Raw genomic sequence first — 24,927 nt, 5'->3', positions numbered from 1 at the left:
TTTACGTTGAAATAATTTAAGAGCTAAAAATACATTATTTTTTTAACACCAAGCTCTTCGAAACACGTGTTTCGTTAAAAATCAATATTTTACCCTCTTCATTAATTACTAAATAACGAGGAATCCAATTAAGGTTTAAAAAATTACCGAAATCCCCTTCCCATCCCGATTTTATAAAATAATGTTGTCCTTTTATTTGTAACCTTTCTACTCCGTTTTTCCAAGATTCTAAATCCTTATCTAACGATAAAAATAAAAACACGAAATCTGAATTATTACTTTGTAATTTCTTTATTTCAGGTAAACTTTCTAAACAATCTTTACACCAAGAAGCCCAAACATCAATCACTATTTTTTTTCCTCTATTTTTTGCTAAAATCTCTTTAAATTGAAATTCTTTAGCATCCATCGATATGAAAATATCATTCAATGCTTCGGATGAAAATGCTGTTGGATCATTTTTAGAACAAGAAAATACGATTAAAACAAAAAAAAGTAAACTATATTTTTTCATTTTACTTCACTTTGTTTTCTACTTTTTTAGATACACTTGAAGATTTAAAGAGTTCAATTTCTCCATTTGCATTTAAAATCATAAACCTCGGAATTGTTTTTAAGTTTAAAAACGCTCCTAATTTACCTTTTCCTTTTTTCGGAATATAATAGTGTTGCCCTTTTACAGCTATCTTTTCAAGTCCTCTTTTCCAATCAAAGTAAGAATGGTCTACGGATAAAAAAACATATTTTATTTCTGGATTTTCTTTTTGAAAAGCAACAACATCTTCAAAGCTATCTTGACTTACCGGACAATAGGTCGCAAAAATTTGTACAAATTGTTTTTGCCCTTTATTTTTTTGCAAAATTTCTTTTAAAGTAATTGAATCTCTTTTTGTAGTTACTAATTTTTCACTTAGCGCTTCTTTACTAAAGTTTTTTGGCTGAAAAACGGCACAACCATTTAATGTTAATAATATTGTAAAAAATAAAAATAGTCTCATTTTAGTTTAATTTAATTCGCGGATCTAACCAGCTATAAACAACATCAACCAATATATTTATCAATATAAACAATGTTGCTACTACTAATACACTTCCCATTATCACAGGTAAATCGAGGGTATTTAAAGAGTTTACAATTTCTTTTCCTAATCCGTTCCAATTAAAAATATATTCAACAAAAACAGCACCTGCCAACATTGATGCAAACCAACCTGAAATTGCAGTAACTACCGGATTTAAAGAGTTTTTTAAAGCGTGTTTACAAATTACCTGAAACATTGTTAAACCTTTAGCTTTGGCGGTTCTTATATAATCTTGATTCATGGTTTCTAACAACGAATTTCGCATTAATTGTATAACTACAGCTAACGGACGAATACCTAAAACAATTGCTGGTAACAATAAATTTTTCCACTGCAGGTATTTTCCTTCTCCAAAATTGTCAACAACATACAAACTCCCTGTCATTTCTAAACCTGTATATTTATGTAGTACAAATCCGAAAAACCAGGCAAATAAAATTGCCGAAAAAAATGACGGAACGCTCATCCCTAGTGTGCTAATTACTGCAATAATTCTGTCAAAAAAAGTATCTTTATACAAGGCTGATAAAATCCCCAGTAAAATCCCTAAAAACAAGGCTATAACAATTGCAAAACTTGCTAAAACTGCTGTGTTTGGTAATGTTTCTGAAATTACTTCGGATACATTTTTTCCGTTTTTTTGAAACGATTGACGTAAATACGGATATTTTACAACCAATATTGTTGCTCCTATCGAAAATAATTTTTGCGCACTATATTTATCTTTTGATAAAAAGGTATAATCTGCTGCATTTTTACTGTGTAGCGACAAAGGTGAAACATCATTTAAATAATATAAATATTGCGTAAATATTGGCTTATCAAAACCATATTTTTTTCTGATATTATCAAGCTGCTCCGTATCTTCTCTTTGATCTAACATCATTCTTGCAGGATCTCCTGGAAGCACATTAAACAAAAAGAAAATTACAGTAACTACACCAAATAAGGTTAAAAATCCGTAGAAAAATTTATTAATTATATATTGAAACATCTACAACAAAGATAAAAGAAAGTGTTAAAAAAGTGTACTTTTGCTTAACTTTTACAACAACACATGACTACACAACAATTAGTTAACCAAATTAACAAAAAGAAATCGTTTTTATGCATCGGTTTAGATGTCGATTTAACTAAAATTCCGCCACATTTACTAAAAGAAGAAGATCCTATTTTTGCTTTTAACAAAGCCATTATTGATGCTACTCATCATTTATGTGTCGCCTATAAACCTAACACAGCTTTTTATGAAGCCTACGGAATTAAAGGTTGGAAATCTTTAGAAAAAACCATTAATTACATCAACGAAAATCATCCAGAAATTTTCACAATTGCCGATGCCAAACGTGGCGATATTGGCAACACCTCAACCATGTACGCCAAAGCTTTTTTTGAAGATTTAGCTTTCGATTCGGTTACTGTTGCACCATATATGGGAAAAGATTCTGTTGAACCTTTTTTAGCTTTTGATGACAAACATACTATTATGTTAGCATTAACATCTAATCAAGGTGCTTTTGATTTTCAGACATTAAGTGTTAATAATAACGAATTATATAAAGAGGTTTTAAAGGTTTCTAAAAGCTGGAAAAATTCCAAAAACCTAATGTATGTTGTCGGAGCAACTAAAGCGGAGTATTTTACAGAAATACGAAAAATTGTTCCCGATAGCTTTTTATTAGTTCCGGGTGTTGGAGCTCAAGGTGGTAACTTACAAGATGTTTGTAAATACGGAATGAATGAAAACGTTGGATTGTTAATTAACTCTTCTCGCGGAATTATTTATGCTGCAAACACTGAAAATTTTGCTGAAGCTGCTGCAAAAAAAGCAACAGAATTACAACAAGAAATGGCAATTATTTTAAACTAAATAATGCAATTTAAAGACCAAATACAACGAGTTTTTGAATTAAATAAAACTCCAACAAAAATCATTTCTTTAGTTCCGAGTCAAACTGAATTATTGGTTGATTTAGGTTTAGAAGAGTTTATTGTTGGAGTTACCAAATTTTGTATTCACCCAAATCATTTAAGAAAAAACAAAACGATTGTTGGTGGTACAAAAAACATTAATATTGATAAAATAAAAGCCTTAAATCCCGATATTATTCTTTGTAATAAAGAAGAAAATACTAAAGAAATTGTGGAAGCTTGCGAACAAATTGCGCCCACACATGTTTCTGATATTTTTAATCTTGAGGATGCTAAGGAACTTATAAATCAATACGGACAATTTCTTTCTTGCGAAAATGAAGCTTTAAAAATCATCAGAAAATTAGATGATGAATTTACCAGTTTTCAGCAATTTATCAAAAACTCACAAAAAAAGAAAGTTGCTTATTTTATTTGGAGAAATCCGTGGATGGTTGCCGGAAGTACTACTTTTATCAATCATCTTTTAGAATTAAATAATTTCGAAAATATTTATGCTAACAAAGAGCGTTATCCTGAAATTAACTTAAAAAGCAACGATAAAAATGTTGATTTAATTTTACTATCTTCTGAACCTTATCCGTTTAAAAAGGAACATATTAATGAAGTTTCTGAGCATTACCCAAATGCCAAAGTTATTTTGGTTGATGGCGAAATGTTTTCTTGGTATGGCAGCAGGTTATTAAAAGCATTTAATTACTTTAAAAAATTACATAATAGCATTTGATGTATCTTTATCTAGATACTTTACTCTGTTTAATTTTTCTAGTACTCGCATAGCTTTAAATGCAGAACGATCACTTTTACATTCGTCTTCGTACTTATAATCATTAGCTCTTTCTACCAACTTACGATACCGCTCTTCTAAATATTTTTTATACCTATGTAATTGATAAATTCTTGTCATATTTATAGTTAATTAATCTGAATTATAAATATACACAAATATCTGAAATACAAACAACTAAAATAAAATATCTTAAAAAAATAGGATTTTCACTATTTAATGTCATAAAAAAAACCTTCCAAGAACTGGAAGGTTTTTTTATTTTAACAGCTTACTTTTTATCCTGTAAAGCAAATACTTTTTGTAATAAAGCAGTATTACGTAAACCTACTTTTTCTCTAATTCCTTTTTCTTCAACAGCAATCATTGTAAAAACTCCTTCTAAAGCTTGATTGGTTACATAATCTGTTAAATCTGGATTTACCTTTTTAACAAAAGGAATGCTATTGTATTTTGTTATTAAGTTAGACCAAATTTTATCTGCTCCAACCTTACCAAACGATTTTTTAATTACGGGATTAAATTGGCTATACAATTTCGTATTTGTTTTTCCTTGCAAATAAGAAGTTGCAGCATTTTGTTCGCCTAGTAAAATATTTTTAGCATCCTTAAAACTAATCTCTTTAACGGCGTTTACAAAAATTGGTGTCGCTGTTTTAACAGCATCTTCAGCAGTTCTATTAATCGCTTTTAACCCTTCATCTGCTAAATTACTCAAACCTATTTTACGCAAACCTTTATCTACCGCTTGCAACTCTTTTGGCAAAGCAATTTTAACTAATTGGTTTTTATAAAAACCATCTTTAGCGGTTAATTTAGCTACTTGGTTTTTTATTCCGTTGTCTAAAGCTTGTTTTAATCCGTTACCTATTTGCTCTTGCGATAAAGCGCCACTTTGTGGTAGTTGACTTGCTATTTTTTGTAACTCTGCACATCCTGTTAATAAAACTACAAATGCTAGTGCTATAATTTTTTTCATTTTTATTTGATTTATATATTCTTAGAAACAATTAATTCGTAATTGTCACAATTATTTAAAACTATCTGTTTTTTTATCATATCCATACGGACAGTGTTTACAACCACTTTTACAGCAATAACCACGTCTTAAATGGTAATTTTCTTTAAAAACCCTGTATCCATCTTCATTTACATAATATTCGTCAGCCGTTGGTTTTAAAATTTTATTTATCATGTTACAAATATCAAAAAAAAGATGCATTAAATCAGAAATTATTACTTTTTGATTTAATACATCTTACTTATTAAAAAATTACTTCTTTTATTTTTTCTTTTCCGGAGGATATTTTGCCATTATTTCTCCTACAAATTCTTTTATCCTTGCTTCTTTTCGCTCCACACTACTTTTACTTAAAGCTCCTGTACCAACTCCTTGCCAAACCAATTCTTTCTTTTTAGCATCTAATAAATCAATAAACAAAGTACCTTCAGTATGTTGAGAAACGGTTACTTGACTTCTCCCATAATACCAAGGATAATAGTATCCGCCATAAAAATTATCATTTATATTAATTTTCTCACGCGATTTAGTAAACAAACTTACCAAAACATCTGGCGATGATGATTTTGTCATTCCCTTAGCAATTAATTCTGTTTCAATTGCACGCATAATACGTTTTTTATCTAAATCAGAAATAGATGCTTTATCAACTCCTTTTTTATAAAATGCAAAGGTTTTATATTGATTAAAATCAATAGTTGTATCATAATCTGTAGTAACTCTTACCGAGCTGCACGATGCGATAATTAAAATGATAATTGGAAAAAAAAGTAATTTAGATATTTTCATTTTCTTAGGATTTTACAAAGTTTTTAACAAGGCATCATCTACTATGTTAGGAACCGTAACATGTAAATTTTTTTCTGACTTCATTGCGCGTTTTATTGCAAATACAGCTTCCTCATTTCTAGCCCAACTTCTTCTTGCTATTCCGTTATTTACATCCCAAAAAAGCATTGATTTTAAGCGTCTTGATGCTTCTTTAGAACCATCAAGAAGCATGCCAAATCCTCCGTTAATAACTTCACCCCAGCCAACACCACCACCATTGTGGATAGACACCCAAGTAGCACCTCTAAAGCTATCGCCAATTACGTTTTGTATGGCCATATCTGCCGTATAACGAGAACCATCGTAAATATTTGAAGTTTCACGGTATGGAGAATCCGTACCAGAAACATCATGATGATCTCTACCTAAAACAACTGCACCAATTTCTCCTTTTTTAATCGCTTTATTAAACGCTTTGGCTATTTTCATTCGTCCTTCAGCATCTGCATATAAAATACGTGCTTGAGATCCTACCACCAATTTGTTTTCTTGCGCCCCTTTAATCCACTGAATATTATCAGCCATTTGTTGCTGAATTTCCGCTGGAGAATCTCTTTTAATTTTCTCTAAAACCTTACAAGCTATTGCATCTGTTTTTGCTAAATCTTCAGGATTACCAGAGGTACACACCCAACGAAATGGCCCAAAACCATAATCAAAACACATTGGCCCCATAATATCTTGCACGTAAGATGGATAGGCGAAAGCTTCGCCACCCAGTTTTGAATCACTAGCGGAACAAAAATTACCTTTATTATCTTTATGCACTGTTGCTCCTGCTCTACTAGCTTCTAATAAAAAAGCATTTCCATAATCAAAAAAATACGTTCCTTTTTCGGTATGCTTATTTATAGCTTTTGCGTGTCTTCTTAATGTTTTTTGAACTGCTTCTTTAAATTTCTTCGGATTTTCAGCCATCATCTTATTTGCCTCTTCAAAAGAAATATCAACCGGATAATAACCTCCAGCCCAAGGATTATGTAACGATGTTTGATCGCTTCCTAAATCGATATGAATATTTGCTTCGTCAAATTTTTCCCAAACATTTACAATATTTCCGAGATAAGCGATTGAAACAGTTTCTTTATTTGCTTTAGCTTCTTTTACACGGGTTACTAATTCATCTAAATCGGTAATTTTTTCATCAATCCAACCCTGATCTAAACGTACTTGTGTAATTTTCGGATTTACCTCTGCACACACCGTAATACAACCTGCAATATTACCTGCTTTTGGTTGCGCTCCACTCATTCCACCTAAACCAGCGGTAACAAATAAATTTCCTTTAGGTTCTTTTTTTATTTTTCTAAATCCGTTTAAAACCGTAATTGTGGTTCCATGTACAATTCCCTGGGGACCGATATACATATAACTTCCCGCAGTCATTTGTCCGTATTGTGAAACTCCCAACGCATTCATTTTTTCCCAATCATCAGGTTGTGAATAATTTGGAATTACCATACCGTTAGTTACCACAACTCTTGGCGCATCTTTATGTGATGGAAATAAGCCCATCGGATGACCAGAATACATGGTTAAAGTTTGCTTATCTGTCATTTTAGACAAATATTGCATGGTTAATAAATACTGTGCCCAGTTTTGAAAAACAGCTCCGTTACCTCCATAAGTTATCAATTCATGCGGATGTTGTGCTACAGCATAATCTAAATTATTCTGAATCATTAACATGATTGATTTTGCCTGCTCGCATTTACCAGGATATTCTTTAATATCTCTAGCTTTCATCTTATAAGTTGGACGAAAACGGTACATGTAAATTCTACCATAATCTTCTAATTCTTTCGCAAATTCTGGTAATAAAACTTCGTGATGTTTTTTATCAAAATAACGTAAAGCATTTTTTAACGCTAACTTTTTTTCTTCGGAAGTTAAAATGTCTTTACGTTTTGGTGCTCTGTTTATTGACGAATCATAAACTGGCATTTCTGGTAACTCACTTGGAATTCCTTGTTTTATTTGTTTTTTAAATGACAACATAATTTCTTTTTTTTGATAAGCCGTATTTGATAACAACTCTTTTTGCGTCAACCTGAACTTATTTCAGGTTCTCATTATACTTATAACTTACCATACAATGCGATTCTGAAATAAATTCAGAATGACGTTTTATTATTTATTGTAGGAATAAAAACGAGTATTCATTCCTTTTTAATGAACTATAAACTCTTGATTTTTAACCATATTTACCAATGTTTTAATATCGTCTTTTAATACACGATCTTCTTCTAATTTAGCAACTTTATTTCTAATAATTTTAAAGTTCGCTTCAATAATATCAGAAAAAGTGTTGGGTCTTCTAAATTCCATCGCTTGTGCTGCGTACATAAATTCTATCCCTAAAATTTTATCAATATTCCCTAAAATTTGATTGAATTTTCGCCCAGAAATACTTCCCATAGAAACATGATCTTCTTGTCCTAATGAAGTTGGAACGCTATCAGCCGAAGGCGGAAAACACAACGATTTATTTTCAGTTACCAAAGCTGCGGTAGTATATTGCGGAATCATAAAACCAGAATTTAAACCTCCCGCTTCCGTTAATAATCTTGGTAAGCCGTATTTACCTTCTAACAATAAATAACAACGTCTGTCTGCTATATTCCCTAATTCTGATGCTGCTATAGATGCATAATCTAAAGCCATTGCTAAAGGTTGTCCATGAAAATTACCACCCGAAATTGCTTCGGTTTCACTTAACACAATTGGGTTGTCTGTTACCGAATTCATTTCTATTGTTGCCAATTCATTTAAGTGTTCAAAAGCATTTCTTGATGCTCCGTGAACCTGTGGCATACAACGAACAGAATACGGATCTTGCACTCGATCGCACTCTAAATGATTTTCTACGTTTTGAGATCCTTTTAACAACATTCGCATGCGTTCTGCTACTTTTATATTGCCTTTAAACGGACGAATAGCATGTAATTCTTCTCTAAATGGCGAAGCGCTTCCTTGAAAACCTTCTAAAGTCATTGCGCCTGCAACATCAGCAACATCTAATAGGTATTCCATTTTTTTGAGTCCTAAAATAGCATGTGCTAAAATAAATTGAGTTCCGTTTATTAATCCTAAACCTTCTTTTGCCATTAAAGTTAACGGCTGTAAGTTGTGTTTTTTTAAGACTTCTTTTGATGAAATTATTTCATCATCAATCCAAAATTCTCCTTCCCCTAACAATGGCAAAAACAAGTGCGATAATGGAGCCAAATCTCCGGAAGCACCAACAGAACCTTGCTCAGGAACAATTGGTAACAAATCGTTTTCAATAAAATAAATAATGCGTGTTATTAACTCTAAACGAACTCCCGAAAAACCTTGACAAAGCGCATGTACTTTACAAATCATCATAATTTTTGATAATTTTTTATCAATCGGATTTCCAACACCAACCGCATGGGTAATCAACAAGTTTTCTTGTAATTTACTCGTTTCTTCAGGTGTAATTTGCACGTCGCACAAAGGACCAAAACCAGTATTAATACCGTAAGTAGCAACGTTTGAATTTGCCATTACTTCTACCTTAGCTCTGCACTCATTTATTTTTCTTTCAGCAACATCAGTTATCTCAGCTTTTAAAGTTCCTTCGGCAATTGCCATTACTTTAGCAACCGTTAATTTATCTATTCCGTATTTAAACATGTCTTTCGTTTCGTTTTTACAAAGTTATTTTTATTTTTGATACTTATTAATATCAATAAAATCAATATTTAATAACCATGAGTTATCAAATAGAGTTTCGTCATTTTAAATATTTTTTAGCAGTTGCCGATGAATTGCATTTTAGAAAAGCAGCTGAGCGTTTGTTTATTTCACAACCTGGTTTAAGTAGGCAAATAAAACAGATGGAAGAAGATTTAGGTATTCAACTTTTTATCAGGCATAATAGAAAGGTCGCTTTAACACCAGCTGGATTGCATTTAAAAACTGAATTAACAAGGGTTTTAAAAGATATTGATACAGTTTTAAACGATGCTAAATTATTGCAAGAGGGCAAACAAGGGCAGCTAAATTTCGGGTATGTTGGTTCGGCAATGTTAGAAATTATCCCTAATTTATTGCTTGAATTTAAAAAGAAGCATCCAAATGTACAATTTGGATTGAAAGAAATGGATAATGAAAAACAGATAGCTCATTTATTATCTCAAAAAATTGATATTGGTTTTGTTCGATTAAATAGAGCGCCCAGAAACTTAATTATCAAGCCTATTTTAAAAGAACCTTTTTGCTTGGTTTTACCTAAAAATCATCCGATAAACAGCTCTAATTTTAAAGATTTATATCAATTAAAAAACGAGTCTTTTATTTTGTTTGACCCATCTTATAGTCCGTCTTACTACGAAAAAGTAATGCAAATTTTTGACGACAGTAATTTTACTCCAATCGTATCTCATAATACGATTCATGCCGCTTCTATTTATAAATTAGTAGAAAACAACTTTGGTTTATCTATTGTGCCAAAATCACTTCAACAAGGGTATAATATGGATGTAAAATTTATCGAACTTCATCAAATTCCGCAACGCACTACTTTATCAGTAATTTGGAATAAAAACAATAGAAATCCGATTTTAAAATCGCTAATTGAAAAGCTTTCAGAATAAAAGTAAATTTACTTTAAAGCCTACATCAATCTAAAAAACATTACTTTTATATTAATAAAGCTATGATTATTTGTGATTTTTGTTTCTAAACATATTATTCCTAAAGGTTTTGTAGGCATTACTTTATATCCTTTTATCTTTTTAAAAAGAAAGGATTTAAAGAACAATTACGAGCTTGTAAACCATGAAAAAATCCACTTAAAACAACAGCAAGAGCTTCTTGTTATTTTCTTTTTTCTATTCTATTTTATAGAATGGTTTATTAAATTTTTAAAATATAAAGACAAATTAAAAGCCTACAAAAATTTAAGCTTTGAACGCGAAGCTTATTTAAACGAAAATAATTTATACTACATCGAAAAAAGAAAACATTGGGCTTTTCTTAACTATTTATAATCCTTAAACAATTCTTATATCTTTTAAGAAATTCGTAAATTGCCGCATCAATTTTTTATAAAATTTACGAATGGAACAAATAGCACCCTATAAACCTATACATAAAGTACGAATTGTAACTGCTGCTGCGTTATTTGATGGTCATGATGCTGCCATAAATATTATGCGTCGAATTATTCAATCTACAGGAGTAGAAGTAATTCATCTTGGGCACGATAGAAGTGTTGAAGAAGTAGTTAATTGTGCTATTCAAGAAGATGCAAATGCCATTGCGATTACATCTTACCAAGGAGGACACAATGAGTATTTTAAATACATGTATGATTTATTAAAAGAAAAAGGAGCTAGCCATATCAGAATTTTTGGTGGTGGTGGTGGTGTAATTCTTCCTGAAGAAATCAAAGAATTGATGGATTATGGAATTACACGTATTTATTCTCCTGATGATGGTCGTGAACTTGGTTTACAAGGAATGATTAACGATTTAGTTAAAACTTCTGATTTTGCAATTGGTGATGTTTTAAACGATGAAATTGATCATTTAGCCAATAAAGAAATCGGAAGCATTGCGCGTATTATTTCTTCGGCAGAAAACTTTCCTGAAGTAGCAAAAGAAACTTTAGCGACAATTCATGAAAAAAATAAAAATTCTAAAACACCCGTTTTAGGAATTACCGGAACTGGTGGAGCAGGAAAATCATCTTTAGTTGATGAGTTAGTTCGTCGATTTTTAATTGATTTTCCAGAAAAAACAATTGGTTTAATTTCTGTAGATCCATCAAAAAGGAAAACTGGTGGTGCTTTATTAGGTGATAGAATTAGAATGAATGCCATTAATAACGAGCGTGTTTATATGCGTTCTTTGGCAACACGTCAATCTAATTTAGCATTATCTAAATATGTAAACGAAGCGGTACAAGTTTTAAAAGCTGCTGAGTTTGATTTAATTATTTTAGAAACTTCAGGTATCGGACAATCGGATACCGAAATTATAGAACATTCTGATACATCATTATATGTAATGACTCCTGAATTTGGAGCAGCAACGCAGTTAGAAAAAATCGACATGCTTGATTTTGCTGATTTGGTTGCTCTAAACAAATTTGATAAGCGTGGTGCTTTAGATGCCATCCGTGATGTGAAGAAACAATACATGCGTAACAACAATCTTTGGGATGTTCATATGGATGATATGCCGGTTTTCGGAACCATTGCTTCTCAATTTAATGATCCAGGAATGAATACGTTGTACAAACGTATTATGGATAAATTAATTGAAAAAACTGGAGTTGATTTAAAATCAAAGATGGAAATTACCAAAGAAATGTCTGAAAAGATATTTGTAATTCCGCCAAGTAGAGTTCGTTATTTATCTGAAATATCAGAAAATAATAGAGCGTACGACAAAAAAGTAAACGATCAAGTTATTGTTGCTCAGAAATTGTATGGAATTTATAAAACTATCGAGTCTATTACAAATTCGAATGTTGCCATTTCAAAAATTGGATTAGATTCTGATGCGATTCTGAAACAAGTTCAGAATGACGAGCAAGGTTTCATTAAATTATTAATAGCTCAATTCGACAAAGTAAAATTAAATCTCGATCCTCATAACTGGGAGATTATTTTAAATTGGGCTGATAAAGTAAAAAAATATAAAGACCCTGTATACAGCTTTAAAGTAAGAGATAAGGTTATAAATATAGATACTCACAGTGAAACTTTATCACATACACAAGTTCCGAAAGTAGCCTTACCAAAATACCAAGCTTGGGGAGATTTATTACGTTGGAATTTACAAGAAAATGTTCCTGGTGAGTTTCCGTATACCGCTGGATTGTATCCATTTAAAAGAACCGGTGAAGATCCAACAAGAATGTTTGCTGGTGAAGGAGGCCCAGAACGTACGAACAGACGTTTTCATTACGTAAGTTTAGGAATGCCTGCAAAGCGTTTATCTACTGCTTTCGATTCGGTTACTTTATACGGTAATGACCCAGGAGTAAGACCTGATATCTACGGAAAAATCGGTAATGCAGGAGTTTCTATATGTTGTTTAGATGATGCCAAGAAATTATTTTCTGGTTTCGAATTAACGCATGCTTTAACATCGGTAAGTTTAACAATTAATGGGCCTGCACCAATGTTGTTAGGTTTTTTCATGAATGCTGCTATCGATCAGAATTGTGAGAAGTATATCAAAGAAAATAAGTTAGAAAAACAAGTTGAAGCGAAATTCAAAGAAATTTACGATTCAAAAGATTTAGAAAGACCTGTTTATCAAGGTAAATTACCTGAAGGAAATGATGGTTTAGGTTTGATGTTGTTAGGTTTAACAGGTGATATGATTTTACCTGCGGATGTATATGCTGAAATTAAAAAAACAACCTTAGCACAAGTTCGTGGTACTGTACAAGCTGATATTTTAAAAGAAGATCAGGCACAAAATACCTGTATTTTTTCTACAGAATTCGCCTTGCGTTTAATGGGAGATGTACAAGAATATTTTATTAAAGAACAAGTTCGTAATTTTTATTCAGTATCAATTTCTGGGTATCATATTGCCGAAGCTGGTGCCAACCCAATTACACAATTAGCGTTAACATTATCTAACGGATTTACCTATGTTGAATACTACTTATCTCGTGGTATGGACATCAACAAATTCGGGCCAAATTTATCGTTCTTTTTCTCTAACGGAATCGATGCGGAATATTCAGTTATTGGTCGTGTAGCTCGTAAAATTTGGGCAAAAGCCATGAAGCATAAATATGGTGCTAACTCAAGAGCACAAATGTTAAAATATCATATTCAAACTTCTGGTCGTTCTTTACATGCACAGGAAATTGATTTTAACGATATCCGTACAACATTACAAGCTTTATATGCTATTAACGACAACTGTAATTCATTACACACCAATGCGTATGATGAAGCGATTACAACACCTACTGAAGAATCAGTACGTAGAGCAATGGCGATTCAGTTGATTATCAACAAAGAATTAGGATTAACGAAGAATGAAAACCCTATTCAAGGTGCTTTTATTATTGAAGAATTAACCGATTTAGTTGAAGAAGCAGTATTGTTAGAGTTTGATAGAATTACCGAACGTGGTGGTGTTTTAGGAGCGATGGAAACTATGTATCAGCGTAGTAAAATACAAGAGGAAAGTTTGTATTACGAGACTTTAAAACATACAGGAGAGTTCCCAATTATTGGAGTGAATACCTTCTTAAGTTCTAAAGGTTCTCCAACAGTACAACCTGCGGAAGTTATCCGTGCAACGGAAGAAGAAAAGCAATATCAAATAAAAACAAAAAGCATTTTAAACAAAGCTAACGACGGAAAAGTGCAAGAACAACTAGCAATTTTACAGGAAGCGGCTATCCAAAATGAAAACTTATTTGATAAGTTGATGGAAGCAACAAAATTCTGTTCTTTAGGACAAATTACCGAAGCTTTATTTAAAGTTGGTGGACAATATAGACGTAATATGTAAAAGGCAATGCCTTCTGATAAAAACAAAAAATCCGATAGTAAACTATCGGATTTTTTTTGTTTTTGAAGAGAAACAAATGGTTAGAAAAAAGAAACAAAAAATCTAAAATTATAAATATGCTGGAATGGATTTTGTGGTTGTTAAGTTATGATGTAGAGGTTGCTTGTAAAATATTTATAAAGAATATTGCATCTTTTTCGTAACTTCTATGTCTATTATATGAACTTTAAAATTTAATATCATGAAAAATTATAAAAATCAATGTACCTGTAATTGTGACGGATGTAAAACAGGAAGTTGTGCAAATTGCACTTGCGATAACTGTTCTTGTAATAATTGTAATTGTTAATTAAAATGTCTGATCGAGCGCAGTCGAGACCTAAAATTTCTCGACTGTGCTCGAACTGACAAACGTTATTTTAAACTTGTTTCAGGATTTCATCATGAGAAACTAAAACAAATTAAGCTTGACGAATTTTCAAAAAAAGAAAATTATATGACTACTCAACAAGTTTGGACAAATTATTCTGACGATTTAAAACGCTTTATTATCAGTAAAGTAAAAGATATTACAATTGCTGATGATATTTTGCAGGATACGTTTATTAAAATTCACACAAAACTTCATACCTTAAAAGACATTACAAAACTTAAATCTTGGTGTTTTACTGTAGCCCGAAATTCGGTTTTAGATTATTGGAAAGCTACCAATCAAACTTTTGAAATTGCTAATTTTGAAGCTGAAATAGCGTTAGATAAAAACATACATACTGAAAAAGATTGTTTGCATGGAATTTTACTAAACTTACCAAAAAAGTACAGGGATCCATTGTTTTTATCAGACATCAAAGGGTTAAAGCAACAAGAAGTTGCCGATCAATTACATCAAAATTTAACAACCACAAAATCTCAAATTCAACGCGCACGAAAACTCATTGCACAAGGTTTTATAGATTGTTGTGGTTATGTTTTAAACGAAGAAGGAAAACTAGTTGGCGAACTTCAAGAAAAAGACGATTGTAAGATTTGCAACTAACTTCTTTTCTGTAAAATTGTCAATCCAATTCGTATTTGTTCGTACGGAATTTTTTCTCCCAAAAACTCGAAATAAGGTTTTAAAGTGGGTTCGTTTTTCAATACTTTTTTAGCATTTGCAATTAATTTGATGGTGCTAGCATCAATAAATTCATCTAAACTCACATCTTTTCCTTCTAAATATAATTTAGATAAATGCGAAAATATGGTTTGTGCTTTTAAATTTCGTTTATCAGCTATTTCATCAATCGAAAAACCTTCTTTGTATAAATTATAGGTTTCTAAAGTAGTATCTTTTCTACCGCGTTTTTTTTCGCCAATAAACGTTTTTATTTCTTCTATAAACTCGCCTCCATACACTTCTAATTTTCGCTGTCCAACTCCGCTAATCGCTAAAAAGGCATTATCTGTTTGCGGACGTTCTTTTTCCAATTCTTTTAAAGTAGCATCACTAAAAACTAAATAAGCAGCAATATTTTCTTCTTTAGCAATACGATAACGTAGTTTTCGTAAACGCTCAAACAACGTGTCTTTTATTACTTTACTAGTTGCTTTTTTCTTGGCAGATGTAGTTTTTTGAACTTCTTTTTTAAATTCAACAGGAATATTTAACTGTACTTTTTCTTTATCAAAAAGTACTTTTTTAGAAAACTCTGTTAAATGTAGCGTATTATTTAAGTGAAATGCTATTTGACAATATCCTTGATTGATTAACTGAATCATATAATGCTGCCAATCTTTCCAAGAAATATCATTTCCTACTCCGTAAGTTTTTAAAGTTTGATAATTTTTATCTAAAACCGCCGCATTTTTTGCCCCTCTTAGCACATCAATTACAGTTCCCATAGCTTCTTTTTCTTGTAGGCGATAAATAGCCGACAGTGCTTTTTGTGCAATTACTGTTCCGTCGAAAAACTGAGGTGGATTTTTACAAACATCACAATTACCACAATTTTCTTCTATCAATTCTCCAAAATAGCTCAACAAAATTTTCCGTCTACAAACCGTTGCTTCTGCAAACTGTTTCATACGATCTAATTTTGCTTCTTGCACTTCTTTATTTGTAGTGTTAGCAATAAACTGACGCAGCTGAATTACATCAGCATAACTATGAAAAAGTAATGCTTGTGCTGGCAATCCGTCACGCCCAGAACGACCAATTTCTTGATAATAACCTTCAATATTTTTAGGCATATTGTAATGAATCACCCAACGTACATTCGATTTGTCAATTCCCATTCCGAAGGCAATCGTAGCGCAAATAATTTGCACTTCATCCTTAATAAAATCTTCTTGAGTTTTTGAGCGTTCCTCAAAACTTAAACCCGCATGATAGGCCTTTGCATCAATATTTTGCTGTTTTAGTTTACTAGCCAATTGTTCGGTTGTTTTTCTACTTAAGCAATAAACAATACCAGCTTCATTCGGTTTTTTGTTAATGAATTTTATAATTTGTTTAATTCTGTCATTGGCAGGTCGCACCTCTAAACTAATATTCTCTCTATTAAAAGAGCTTAAAAAATGAGTTGCATTTGGTATTGCCAATTGTTCTAAAATATCTTGTTGCGTAGCCTTATCCGCAGTTGCGGTTAAAGCAATTATGGGTACATTTGGCAATGATTTTTTTAAGAAAGATAATTGTTTATATGATGGCCTAAAATCGTGTCCCCAGGCAGAAATACAATGTGCTTCATCAATAGCAATGCAACTAATGTAATTTTGATTTAATATATTTTGAAGTAGTGCTAAACTTTCGGGAGCTACATATAGTAATTTTATTGTTTTATTAACTATCTCATCAAAAACCTGTTGTTGTTCTTCAGATGATTGTGTGCTGTTATAATAAGTTGCCGAAATACCATTTGCTTTTAAACTATCTACTTGGTCTTTCATTAAAGCAATTAATGGAGAAATGACCAAAGTAATGCCTTCAAAAAACAACGCTGGTAATTGATAACAGATAGATTTACCTCCACCTGTTGGCATAATTACCAAAGTATCTTGTTTATTTAATAGGTTTTCGATAATTTTTTGCTGCTCTAATCGAAAGCTATCATATCCAAAATTGGATTTTAATTTTTCTAATAAATCTTTTTCTGTAATCTGCGCCATACTACAAAAATAATCATAAAAAAAGCATAGAAAATAATTTCTATGCTTCATTTTATTTTTAATATTATTTTGGGTTCATATCAGAATTTCTTCCGATAAAACTGTATAACAATTTACTATTACTTTACATCTTTTAATAAAACCTCAACGGCCTTTTTTAACTGTGCATCTTCTCCTCTATTTTTCCATCCTGGAGCATTTTTAACTAAATAATCAGGAACTGCTGGTGCTTCATTTTCCATGTTTTTTCCTGATTTTTTTACAAACCAAGCTCTAAACGGCATGCGAATTGCGCCGTTTTGCAATCTAGCTGAACCTGTAGAAACTACAGCTCCGAAGGTTGGTTGCCCAACTAACTTCCCTAATCCTAAGTTTTTAAATGCATGTGAAAAAATTTCAGCATTCGAATAACTATTTTCATTACATAATGCAACTACTGGTTTTGTATTTACCGATAAAATTGCACGTTCATTAAACGGATAATTCTTCTTAAACTTAGCGTTATTTTTTAAACTTTTTACAGCACCCCTAGGAATAGTATATGCATGTTGATCTACATTTAAAACCGCCATTAATCGATCAGTAGTCCATCCACCTCCATTATAACGAACATCAATCACAATACCTTTTTTACCGTAACCACTTGCTTTTAACTCACGTTCAAAGCGTTCAAAACTTGGCATATTCATTCCTTGAATGTGAATATACCCCAATTGCCCGTTTGAATATTCGTCAACTAATTTTTTACGTGAACTTACCCAAGCTTCATATTGCTGACCTCTAATTGAACTCTGCGGACGAATAATAACTTCTTTTCCACTTTTTAAACTTAACAACACTTCGTTACTTCTTGTGTTTTTTAATAAACTATAAAAGTTGGTGTTTTTACCAATTTTAAGTCCGTTTACAGATACAATAACATCGTCAACCTTTAATTTACTTTTCGATTTGCTCGCAGCCGTATTTTCTAATACATACTTAACTTTTACTCCGCCAGAAACATTTTCTACCTCTAAACCTAACAACCCAACTTTATCGCTTGTATTTCTTGGCGCACTACCTCTATACCCCATATGACTTGCATTAAGTTGCCCCAATAACAAGTTAAACATATATGTATAATCTTGATGTGTTGTTGTTGACAATACCCAAGGTTTGTATCTTTTTACAAGTGATTCCCAATCATACCCATGAAATTCTGGATCGTAAAAACCGGCTGTTAATGCTCTTATACCTTCATTAAAAACTTGTTCGTATACTTTTTTATTATTTTTTGTGTACGTTGCCGAATGTGGTAATTTGGTTACTTTATCTGATTTTGAATCTAATTTATTTAAGCTACCTCTTGATGTAAAATAAATTTTCCCTTTATTTTCTAATATATCACTTGCGCTACTAACTCCTTTAATAGCTTTTGGTTTACTACCATCCCATTTTACTTTATAAGTGCTTCTTTTTTTACTTGCAGGATTTGTTGCCGAGAAATAGATAAATTTACTATCAGCACTAAACATCGGACTGTATTCGTTGTCTTGTAATGATGTTACTTGCACCAAGCGATTGTAAATTTTATCTTCATCAATCTTAACAATTACTTCTTTCTTTTTTTCCTTATCCTTTTTACTAGATTTTTCTTTTTCTACTGGATAATAAGCACCTTCTTCGTGATCTTTTCGTGATTTTTCCCAGTCTGATTTATCTAACCAAACCATCCAAACATCATAATTAATTCCGCTTCTATTCGATAAAAATGCTAACTTTTTTCCATCGGCACTCCAAACAGGATTCCCATCACTTCTTGGATGCATAGAAACGTTCATTTTTATAGATTTATCAGCAATTGACTGGATAAATATTTCACTATCAAAATTTAAATCTTCTTGAGAATAAGCAATGTATTTGCTATCCGGACTCCAAGAAACACCTTCAGCTGCTGCCCATGAGTTTGAATATTCTTTAGCGTTTACAATTTTGCCGTCTTTTAAATCAGCAATCATTAAAATTCCACGACCAACTTGGTACGCTATTTTTTTTCCATCAGGAGACACTAAAGAACCTAGTACATCTTTTTTACTATTTGTTAATTTGGTAACTTTTGTTTTTAAACTACGATGTAACCCTACTAAAGTATCGGTAGAAATGACACTATATAATTGATATACTCCATCTCTATCCGAAGAAAAAACAACAGTTTTGTCATCAATCCATTGCGGATTTCTATCTCTAAATGGATGTTTACTTACATTATTAGTATGTTTTTTTTCTTTATTATTTTCTTTTACAAAAATCTCCCCATTAATTTCTAAAGCAATGTTTTTTCCGTTTGGTGAAACAGCATAACTACTAATTCCGTTAGAAACTGTTTTTGTTTCATCCTCTTCAAAACGATTATCAGAAATAATATTTAAGTTAATTTTTTGTTTCGCTCCATTGCTAACCTTAAATAAATTTACACCACTTAAATAAATAAACGATCCGTTGTTGCTTACTGAAAATGTACGAACTCCGTTTTTTGGTTCTTTGGTTAACTGAATTGCACTTCCGTTTATTGTTCCGTTTGATGAAATAGATTGCTTATACACATTGTATCTTCCGCTTTTTGCACCTATATAATATAAGTTACCAGCAGCATCCCAAACAGGAGAATGATCGTTTTTATTACTTGTTGTAATTTGATTGTACTTTTTAGTTTCGGTATTGTAAATCCAAATATCACGTTGTGCTGATCCTGAATAATCTTCACGAGCAATACGACAAGCCCCTTTGGTAAAAGCTATTAATTTTCCGTTGGGTGAAATGGTTGCCATTTCTCCATAAGCAGTTAACAATCGCTTAGGAGTTCCTCCTTTTTCATTTACAGTATAAGTTTGTTTATCCCATTCTGGCCCCTTATAAACTCTTCCTGTAGTAAATAAAACATCGCCTTTTGATGTCCAATCTGTCGGGATGTTTGTCGTTGGATAATAGGTTAATTGTTTTGGCACGCCTCCATTTAACGAAGTTGTAAATACGTTGTCATTTCCTTTTCTGTTTGATGAAAACGCAAGTAAATCTCCACTTGTATTCCAAACCGGATTACTCTCATACCCTTTATGGATTGTTAATCTCTTAGATTGTTTACTCGTAAAGTTATATACCCAAATATCTCCATGATAACTAAACGCCATTTGTGAAGCATCTGGACTAATTTGCGGTTTTCTAATTAAAGATTGTTGTGCTGATAAAACATTACTCAGTATTAAAGCGAGTACTAGATATATTTTTTTACTCATCATTATTAATATATATTTTAGCTACTAAAATAGTTCTTTCAATCTTTTTCTAGAAAAAATTAGCAATACCTTAACAGTTCTTTTAAAAAATTATAATATTTTTATAAAAAATACACTCTTATGAAGTTCATTAAATTTTTAACTCTTATTCTTTTATTTTCATCAAGTGCGATTTTCGCCCAACAAGAAAAAGAATTTTTCCTTATCGTTAAGGATCAAAACAACAAACCTATATCAAATGCTGTAATTCTTTTTGATGATATAAAACAATCAGGAAAAACCAACGAAAAAGGTGTTTTTAAAACATCTATTAATAGTAAATTAAAAAAAATAACTGCTTTTTCTCCTCTTCACGGAATTAAAACAATAGGTTATCACGGAAAAAAATACAATAGAGTAATTATAACAAAACAATTAGTAGACGCTAAAATAGATAAACCTTCTAATGTTGTTGCTCAAGGATCAATGTCTTCATTTCAATATAAGGATATTTACGATTATTTAAATGGCCAAGTTCCTGGAGTTGTTATCATTAATAAAACAATAACAATTAGAGGAAACAACACTATTAATGGTAACAACGCTCCTCTTTTAGTAGTTAATAGAACCCCTGTAGGTGCTGATCTTTTTGGTAACATTTCGCCAATAGACATAAAGCATGTAAAAGTTTTAAAAGGCCCTGAAACGACTATTTATGGAGTTAGAGGTGCTAATGGAGTTATTGAAGTTACTACAAATTAAAAAAATATTTTCTAAAAAAGAAAAGCGCACTAAATTAATTTAGTGCGCTTTTTTCTTTTAAAACAATTGAAGATTACTTTACCTGCTCTCCATTTACATAAGTAGCTAATACTTTTGTATTCGGAATTTCTTTACCATTAACAGTTACAATATCGTTTTCTAAAATGACAAAATCAGCTAATTTACCAACTTCAATACTTCCTTTTTCGGTTTCTTCAAAGCTAGCATAAGCATTCCAAATTGTCATTCCTCTTAAAGCATTTTCTCTTGACAAAGCATTGTTTATTTGATATCCTTTTTCTGGGTATCCTTTTAAATCTTTTCTGATAGTTGCTGCATAATATGTATATAGCGGACTTACATTTTCGATAGGAAAATCAGTACCTAAAGCAACTTTACCATATTGATTTAGTAAATCTTTATACGCATAAGCTCCCTTAATTCTTTCCGCTCCCACACGATCTTCTGCCCAATACATATCGCTAGTTGCATGAGTTGGTTGTATTGATGGTAAAATATTTTTAAAGTGATGAAAATCTTTTAAATCAACAATTTGTGCATGTTCGATTCGCCAACGACGATTTTCTTTATTTTTTAAAACTTCATTATAAGTTTTTAACATTACATAATTTGCCGAATCACCGATAGCATGCGTGTTCATTTGATATTCTGAATCGGCTATTCTTTTTGCTAAACTCTGAAGATTATCATACGAGTTTACCAACGCGCCAAAATGTCCTTTTTTATCAGAATATGCATCTTTTAAAGCAGCACCTCTTGATCCTAAAGCTCCATCAGCATATACCTTTACAGAACGTACATGAAGTTTTTCTGTTTTAATTATTCCCTTTTTAAGGTAATAATCTAAGTTTTTTTTATTGTTAGATATCATAGCATAAACGCGCATTTTTAAATCGCCTGTTTGCTGTAAACTATCAATCAACTCTATTACTTGCTTATCTAAACCAGCATCATCAACAGTGGTTAAACCTAAATCGAAACAAATTTTTTGGGCATCTTTTAATGCTTGAATTTGTTCTTGTTTACTAGGTTCAGGAACTTTTATAAAGTTCATTGCATTGTCTATTAAAACACCTGTAAGCTTTCCTTCTTTTTTAAGAAATTCTCCTCCTTCTATTTTAGAATCAACAGTAATTTTTGCCAAATCAATTGCTGCTTGATTCACCAACATTGCATGTCCGTCAATTCGTCTAATAGCAACAGGTATTTTTGGAAATAATGCATCTAATTTTTCTTTTGTCGGAAATTCTTTTGTCTCCCAATCATTTTGATCCCAACCACGACCAGTAATAAATGAAGTGTTTTTTTCTTTTTGAAACTCAACTAATTTTTCTAACACATTATCATAACTTGTTGTGCCAACTAAATTTACTTTTTGTTGAAGTAATCCTAATCTATAAAAATGACAGTGTGCATCAATAAAACCAGGATATACAGGTTTACTTTTCGCATCAATTGTTTTTAATGTTGCGTATTTTTCTTGAATTTCTTTATTCGTACCTACAGCTATAAATTTACCGTCTTTTATGGCAAAACTTTCTACTTTATCAAAGTTTGAGTTTACCGTATATGTATTTGAATTAATTACTATTAAATCTGCTTTTTCTTGTTTTTTACAAGAGAGAATTGAGGTTACTATTAATAAAACTAAAAATATTTTTTTCATGAGATTGAATAAATTAAATAAGCGATGTATAAAAGTAAAAATTGAATTGGCAAACGTATTATTGCTATTTTTTTTGAACCTATTGCTGGTTTTTCTTTAAATAAATCCCATACATGTAACGGTAAAAAAAGCAACATTAAAATAAAAAAACCGATGGCTGCATTTTTTGCAGTAGCATTAAACAACAATCCTATCCCGATAACAAGTTCAACAAAACCTGCTATATAATTTACCGTAATTTTTGGTAAAGGTTTTGGTATAAATCCGTTAAAAAAACGCGGTTTTATAAAATGCATAATACCAACATAACTTAAAAATAAACCAAATATTATGCGCAATACAAGTACTAAAATCGTCATATTTATGGTTTTATAGTTTCGTTATTGTACAAATATTTATCCATTAAATACACAATACTTGCCATAGAAGCACTTCCTAATTCTAATTCACGTTTGTTTACTTTATCAAAAGTATCAGTCGCTGCGTGATGGTAATCAAAATAACGTTGAGAATCTGGACGATATCCTACCAAAGTAACATGCTCGTCTTTTAAAGGTCCAATATCCGCACCACTTCCGCCTGCGGTAATGTCATGTAATCCGTAAGGTGCCAATAACTTTTTCCAGCTTTGTAATAACTTTCTATTTTTATCATTTGCATCTATAGAAAAACCTCTTGGTGTATGTCCGCCTGCATCAGATTCTAATGCTCCAATATGATTTTCGTTATTTAATTTTGCCAAACGTGCATATTCCGTTGCGCCACGTAAACCATTTTCTTCATTCATAAAAAACACAATTCTAATCGTATTTTTTGGTTTGATGTTGTTTTTCTTTAATAAATAAGCCACCTCTAACGATTGTACAATTCCTGTTCCGTCGTCGTGCGCACCATCACCTAAATCCCAAGAATCTAAATGTCCGCCAATAACCATTATTTTATCAGGGTTTTCACTTCCTTTAATTTCACCAACTACATTATGCGAAGGCACATCTGGCAAGGTTTTACAACTTTGTTTTAAATAAAATTTTAACTTCGGATTTTCTTTTAAATGCTTGCTTAAATTTTCGGCAGCTCTTGAGCTAATTGCTGCAGATGGAATATATTCTGATTTAGGAATATCTCCATATCCCATTGATCCAGTATGTGGATAATCATCAATTCCGTTAGTTAAAGAACGAACAATAACTGCTTTCGCTCCGAACTTACCAACTGTAGCTGCACCTGCAAATCGCTGGCCAACACATCCGCCGTAGGCTTTAAAAGTGTGAATTAATGTATTATCGAAAGCACCGTTAAAAAACACAATTTTACCATTGGCTTTTGCCCCTAAATTTTCTGCTTCTTTTATGCTTTTAACTTCAATAACTTCTGCTGTAATTCCGTTAGTTGGTGTTCCAATAGATCCTCCGATAGCACAAACAGGAACATTGATTTCTTTGCCGTTAAAATTATAATTAGCTACTTCTTTTGCGCCACGAACCCAATGCGGCACCATAACTGGCTGTAACCAAACTGAATCTAAGCCTACTTGTTTCATTAACTTCTCGCTCCAAATAACTGATTTTGCTGCGCCTTCAGAACCAGATAATCGGCTACCAACATTTGTGGTTAAATCTCGTAACCATTCGTATGATTTCCCTGCTGTTAAAGCTGAATTAAATAAATGTTTTATTTGTGTAGAATCTATTTTTTCTTCCGCAGAAAAACCTTTAGAAATTGAAGCAATTTCCTTTTTTTCGGTTTTACAAGAAATTATAAATAATCCTGAGATTAATAAGATAGATAGTTTTTTCATTGATAACACTGTTTTTATAGTGCCCTAAATGTAAGTTTTATATTTTAATCGCAAAACAACAACTACCATGTTAATTTACAGCTCTTTACAAAAAAAGTGTAGCTATTTT

20 protein-coding genes are annotated in these 24,927 nt (G+C 31.6%); 6 read left to right on the top strand and 14 right to left on the bottom strand.

Features of this window, described 5'->3' with window-relative positions; genetic code table 11:
- Positions 1-34: 34 nt before the first annotated feature.
- The 3 genes from ACN5J5_RS08575 to ACN5J5_RS08565 are packed head-to-tail and all read right to left on the bottom strand — an operon-like array spanning position 35 to position 2,076.
- Complete coding sequence (locus ACN5J5_RS08575; protein ID WP_418644509.1) at positions 35-514, bottom strand: TlpA family protein disulfide reductase; 480 nt, start codon at positions 512-514, stop codon at positions 35-37.
- Position 515: 1 nt separating this feature from the next.
- Positions 516-998, bottom strand: coding sequence for a TlpA family protein disulfide reductase (locus tag ACN5J5_RS08570; protein ID WP_418644508.1), 483 nt, complete (start codon positions 996-998; stop codon positions 516-518).
- A 1-nt stretch (position 999) separates the two neighbouring features.
- The gene (locus tag ACN5J5_RS08565; RefSeq protein ID WP_418644507.1) at positions 1,000-2,076 is read right to left on the bottom strand and encodes an ABC transporter permease; all 1,077 of its coding nucleotides are present in this window, start codon (positions 2,074-2,076) and stop codon (positions 1,000-1,002) included.
- Positions 2,077-2,139: 63 nt separating this feature from the next.
- Between ACN5J5_RS08565 and pyrF the strand changes: the two genes are divergently transcribed.
- On the top strand, positions 2,140-2,952 hold the full coding sequence (gene pyrF / locus ACN5J5_RS08560) for an orotidine-5'-phosphate decarboxylase (RefSeq protein ID WP_418644506.1): 813 nt from the start codon (positions 2,140-2,142) through the stop codon (positions 2,950-2,952).
- Positions 2,953-2,955: 3 nt separating this feature from the next.
- Positions 2,956-3,741, top strand: coding sequence for an ABC transporter substrate-binding protein (locus ACN5J5_RS08555; RefSeq protein ID WP_418644505.1), 786 nt, complete (start codon positions 2,956-2,958; stop codon positions 3,739-3,741).
- Here ACN5J5_RS08555 and ACN5J5_RS08550 read toward each other — a convergent pair.
- The 6 genes from ACN5J5_RS08550 to hutH all read right to left on the bottom strand — a co-directional run bounded on the left by ACN5J5_RS08550 (position 3,724) and on the right by hutH (position 9,313).
- A complete protein-coding gene (locus ACN5J5_RS08550) occupies positions 3,724-3,921 on the bottom strand; it encodes a hypothetical protein (RefSeq protein ID WP_418644504.1) in 198 nt (65 codons plus the stop codon). The two genes, ACN5J5_RS08555 and ACN5J5_RS08550, sit on opposite strands and share 18 nt — an antisense overlap.
- A 151-nt stretch (positions 3,922-4,072) precedes the next feature.
- A complete protein-coding gene (locus ACN5J5_RS08545) occupies positions 4,073-4,780 on the bottom strand; it encodes a DUF4197 domain-containing protein (RefSeq protein ID WP_418644503.1) in 708 nt (235 codons plus the stop codon).
- A gap of 51 nt (positions 4,781-4,831) precedes the next feature.
- Complete coding sequence (locus ACN5J5_RS08540) at positions 4,832-4,996, bottom strand: DUF5522 domain-containing protein (RefSeq protein ID WP_418644502.1); 165 nt, start codon at positions 4,994-4,996, stop codon at positions 4,832-4,834.
- A gap of 87 nt (positions 4,997-5,083) precedes the next feature.
- Positions 5,084-5,611 (bottom strand): DUF4136 domain-containing protein, encoded by a 528-nt coding sequence (locus ACN5J5_RS08535; protein ID WP_418644501.1) that lies wholly within the window; start codon positions 5,609-5,611, stop codon positions 5,084-5,086.
- A gap of 12 nt (positions 5,612-5,623) precedes the next feature.
- Positions 5,624-7,648, bottom strand: coding sequence for a urocanate hydratase (locus ACN5J5_RS08530; RefSeq protein ID WP_418646541.1), 2,025 nt, complete (start codon positions 7,646-7,648; stop codon positions 5,624-5,626).
- Between the two features lie 174 nt (positions 7,649-7,822).
- Complete coding sequence (gene hutH, locus ACN5J5_RS08525) at positions 7,823-9,313, bottom strand: histidine ammonia-lyase (protein WP_418644500.1); 1,491 nt, start codon at positions 9,311-9,313, stop codon at positions 7,823-7,825.
- Between the two features lie 77 nt (positions 9,314-9,390).
- Here hutH and ACN5J5_RS08520 point away from each other — a divergent pair, with 77 nt between their 5' ends.
- The 3 genes from ACN5J5_RS08520 (at position 9,391) to ACN5J5_RS08510 (ending at position 15,209) form a co-directional block, all read left to right on the top strand.
- Positions 9,391-10,275: a LysR family transcriptional regulator gene (locus ACN5J5_RS08520; protein ID WP_418644499.1), complete on the top strand. Its 885-nt coding sequence runs from the start codon at positions 9,391-9,393 to the stop codon at positions 10,273-10,275.
- 466 nt (positions 10,276-10,741) lie between these two features.
- Positions 10,742-14,173: a methylmalonyl-CoA mutase family protein gene (locus tag ACN5J5_RS08515; protein WP_418644498.1), complete on the top strand. Its 3,432-nt coding sequence runs from the start codon at positions 10,742-10,744 to the stop codon at positions 14,171-14,173.
- A gap of 496 nt (positions 14,174-14,669) precedes the next feature.
- The gene (locus ACN5J5_RS08510) at positions 14,670-15,209 is read left to right on the top strand and encodes a sigma-70 family RNA polymerase sigma factor (RefSeq protein WP_418644497.1); all 540 of its coding nucleotides are present in this window, start codon (positions 14,670-14,672) and stop codon (positions 15,207-15,209) included.
- Here ACN5J5_RS08510 and recQ read toward each other — a convergent pair.
- Together recQ and ACN5J5_RS08500 are read right to left on the bottom strand one after the other, a co-directional pair.
- Positions 15,206-17,320, bottom strand: coding sequence for a DNA helicase RecQ (gene recQ / locus ACN5J5_RS08505; RefSeq protein ID WP_418644496.1), 2,115 nt, complete (start codon positions 17,318-17,320; stop codon positions 15,206-15,208). The genes ACN5J5_RS08510 and recQ overlap by 4 nt on opposite strands.
- A 119-nt stretch (positions 17,321-17,439) precedes the next feature.
- Positions 17,440-20,595, bottom strand: a complete 3,156-nt coding sequence (locus tag ACN5J5_RS08500; protein WP_418644495.1) for a S41 family peptidase — start codon at positions 20,593-20,595, stop codon at positions 17,440-17,442.
- A gap of 117 nt (positions 20,596-20,712) precedes the next feature.
- Here ACN5J5_RS08500 and ACN5J5_RS08495 point away from each other — a divergent pair, with 117 nt between their 5' ends.
- Positions 20,713-21,333, top strand: a complete 621-nt coding sequence (locus ACN5J5_RS08495; protein WP_418644494.1) for a TonB-dependent receptor plug domain-containing protein — start codon at positions 20,713-20,715, stop codon at positions 21,331-21,333.
- Positions 21,334-21,406: 73 nt separating this feature from the next.
- On the opposite strand, the gene ACN5J5_RS08490 is transcribed toward ACN5J5_RS08495, so the two are convergent.
- Genes ACN5J5_RS08490 through ACN5J5_RS08480 form a run of 3 tightly spaced genes read right to left on the bottom strand, consistent with a single transcriptional unit; the run spans position 21,407 to position 24,818 of the window.
- Positions 21,407-23,020: an amidohydrolase gene (locus tag ACN5J5_RS08490; RefSeq protein ID WP_418644493.1), complete on the bottom strand. Its 1,614-nt coding sequence runs from the start codon at positions 23,018-23,020 to the stop codon at positions 21,407-21,409.
- On the bottom strand, positions 23,017-23,379 hold the full coding sequence (locus tag ACN5J5_RS08485) for a DoxX family membrane protein (RefSeq protein ID WP_418644492.1): 363 nt from the start codon (positions 23,377-23,379) through the stop codon (positions 23,017-23,019). Before ACN5J5_RS08485 ends, ACN5J5_RS08490 begins: the two co-directional genes overlap by 4 nt.
- Before the next feature lie 2 nt (positions 23,380-23,381).
- Positions 23,382-24,818, bottom strand: coding sequence for a M20/M25/M40 family metallo-hydrolase (locus ACN5J5_RS08480; RefSeq protein ID WP_418644491.1), 1,437 nt, complete (start codon positions 24,816-24,818; stop codon positions 23,382-23,384).
- Between the last annotated feature and the right edge of the window lie 109 nt (positions 24,819-24,927).

Source organism: Tenacibaculum insulae (assembly GCF_964512435.1).
GTDB lineage: Bacteria > Bacteroidota > Bacteroidia > Flavobacteriales > Flavobacteriaceae > Polaribacter > Polaribacter insulae_A.
The sequence above is the reverse complement of the archived record's forward strand: the minus strand, read 5'-3'. Positions and strand labels throughout refer to the sequence as shown.